At 62.2% G+C, this 2246-nt stretch carries 1 protein-coding gene and 1 pseudogene; one reads left to right on the plus strand and one right to left on the minus strand.

Annotated elements, in window-relative coordinates; all coding sequences use genetic code 11:
- Window positions 1–138 precede the first annotated feature (138 nt).
- Window positions 139–882, plus strand: coding sequence for an IS21-like element helper ATPase IstB (gene istB, locus I6F21_RS37435; RefSeq protein ID WP_225184346.1), 744 nt, complete (start codon window positions 139–141; stop codon window positions 880–882).
- Between the two features lie 34 nt (window positions 883–916).
- On the opposite strand, the pseudogene I6F21_RS37440 reads toward istB, so the two are convergent.
- Window positions 917–2068 (minus strand): annotated as a pseudogene (locus I6F21_RS37440) (IS701 family transposase); the annotation flags it as partial.
- Between the last annotated feature and the right edge of the window lie 178 nt (window positions 2069–2246).

The raw sequence follows: 2246 nt of genomic DNA on the forward strand, positions 1-2246 counted from the left end.
GCGCACCTACGGCTCGGTCAAATCGATCCTTGCCAACAACCTCGATCGGCGTCCTTCACCCAAGCGCCCCGCGGACAACGCGCCGGTCCTTCATCCCAACATCCGCGGGCCGCGCTACTACAACTAGGAGATCACGCCTTGCTCACGCATCCGACCCTCGATCAACTCCACGCGCTCGGCCTTCATGGCATGGCCAAGGCCTTTGCCGACATCGAAGCCGGCGGCGATGCCGCAAGCCTCGGCCATGCCGAATGGCTCGCACTGCTGCTCGAACGCGAAGCCTCGCTGCGACGCGACAAGCGGCTATCGAAGCGGCTGCAATACGCCACGCTGCGCCAGCAGGCTTGCGTCGAGGACATCGACTATCGCACCCCGCGCGGCCTCGACCGCAGCCTCCTGACGATGCTGGTCGAAGGCCAATGGATCGACGACCACGCCAACCTGCTGATCTGCGGGCCCTCCGGCGTCGGCAAGAGCTGGCTCGCCTCGGCGCTCGGCAACAAGGCCTGCCGCGACAATCGCTCCGTGCTCTATCAGCGTGTCCCGCGGCTGTTCACCGATCTCGCTTTGGCGCGCGGCGACGGCCGCCACTCCCGCCTGCTGCGCGCGCTTGGCCGCGTCGATCTCCTCATCTTCGACGACTGGGGCCTCGAGCCGCTCGACGCCGCCGCCCGCCACGACCTCCTGGAGATACTCGAGGACCGCTACGGCCGCCGCTCCACCATCGTCACCAGCCAGCTCCCGGTCGATCAATGGCACGCGCTGATCGGCGATCCCACCTACGCCGACGCCGTCCTCGACCGCCTGGTCCATAACGCCCACCGGATCGATCTCAACGGCGAAAGCATGCGGCGAACCCGCAAACCCGACCGAAAGGCTTGAGCCTGTGGCGCTGTGGACATGCCGCTACGCTTAAGGCGTAGGCAATCATTGTCATCAGGGCGTGGCGATGAAGACCCTGCCATGATCGCCCTTCGAAGTGATCAAGTTCAAGCTCCTCCTTCAACTGCTGATGCGCTTGCTCGCAAATCCACCGTGCCTTGATGGTGGCTGCCGGCGTGCGCAGATCCGTCGCCGGAAGATTGGCGAGATGGTATTTCTTCTCGCCCGAGGCGCGTTGCTCGCCAATGAGCCAGGCTTCGTCGCCTGGGAGATGCTGCTGACCTTTATCCCATATCCGCTGCGGAGGGCCGTCGGCGGTGCGGACACGGAGGGCAGCAAATCGGGCTTTGAGCCGACCTTTCGTCCCGCTGCGCCAACTCACGGTTTTCCATTTGGCGCTGGCCAGCATTTGTTCTGCCGCAATCGATAAGATATCGGGCACGTGGTGCTTTCGTGGTTTCCCGCGGGCTTTGGTAATCGGCCAAATGAGCTTCACATCGACCGGATACACCTTCTGGTGCCGAGGGATTCCGACAGCCCAGACCAGCCCGCGCTCTGTTAGCCCTTGTCGAAACGGTGCGCTGAGGCCGTATCCTGCATCCGCCAGCACATATCCAAATCGCACGTTGGCTGCTATCGCGCGGTCAATCTCGGCCAAAAGAATCTCCGGCTTGGACCGTGGCGTTCGATGTTCGACTGGCACGCGAGCGCGCTTCAAACGAGATACGTCGCTTGTCCAACTGTCAGGCAGAAAGAGACGTAACGCGACCATCACGGGCACTTCGCCGCTCGCAAGCGTCAAAGACACCAGTGTTTGGCAATTTGCCGTTTTACCGAGTGCCGAGGCGTATTGAGCCGCAACACCGACCGAGCGCTCACCCTTCTTGGGAAGTGAGGTGTCATCAATAACCAGCACCGCATCCCTGCCGCCGACAAGTCGGTCCGCCTGGTTGAGCAACTCTGTCTCCAGCGGCGTCGCGTCCCAGATACCGTCCGCAATGAAATGGTGCAACTGGTCGTAGTTGCTCGTGGCAAGGCGTTCCGCCATCGGCTGAACGCTCTTTCGATCGCCAGGACCGATCAAACCCGCAACATACAGAGGACACATCCGCTGCCGGGCCTTATGACCCAGCCGGTCCAAGAACGCCATCAGCCAGCGTTCGAGTTCGTCTTCCCATCCCGGCATGGTCAGCCCTCCAAGAGCCGACCACCCATGAATCACTGAAAATCTGATTCGGGAATCTTGAGGGTTCTGTGAGGTCGCGGGGCAGACTTGAGCCGCGCGCGCTGTCGTAGCATGCGACCTCATAGAAGCCGGATTGAACGAAGCTGCGGAGTTGGGGGCACTATGGCGATAGTGCAGC

It is taken from the genome of Bradyrhizobium sp. NBAIM03 (assembly GCF_020194055.1).
In the GTDB taxonomy this organism is placed as follows: Bacteria; Pseudomonadota; Alphaproteobacteria; order Rhizobiales; family Xanthobacteraceae; genus Bradyrhizobium; species Bradyrhizobium yuanmingense.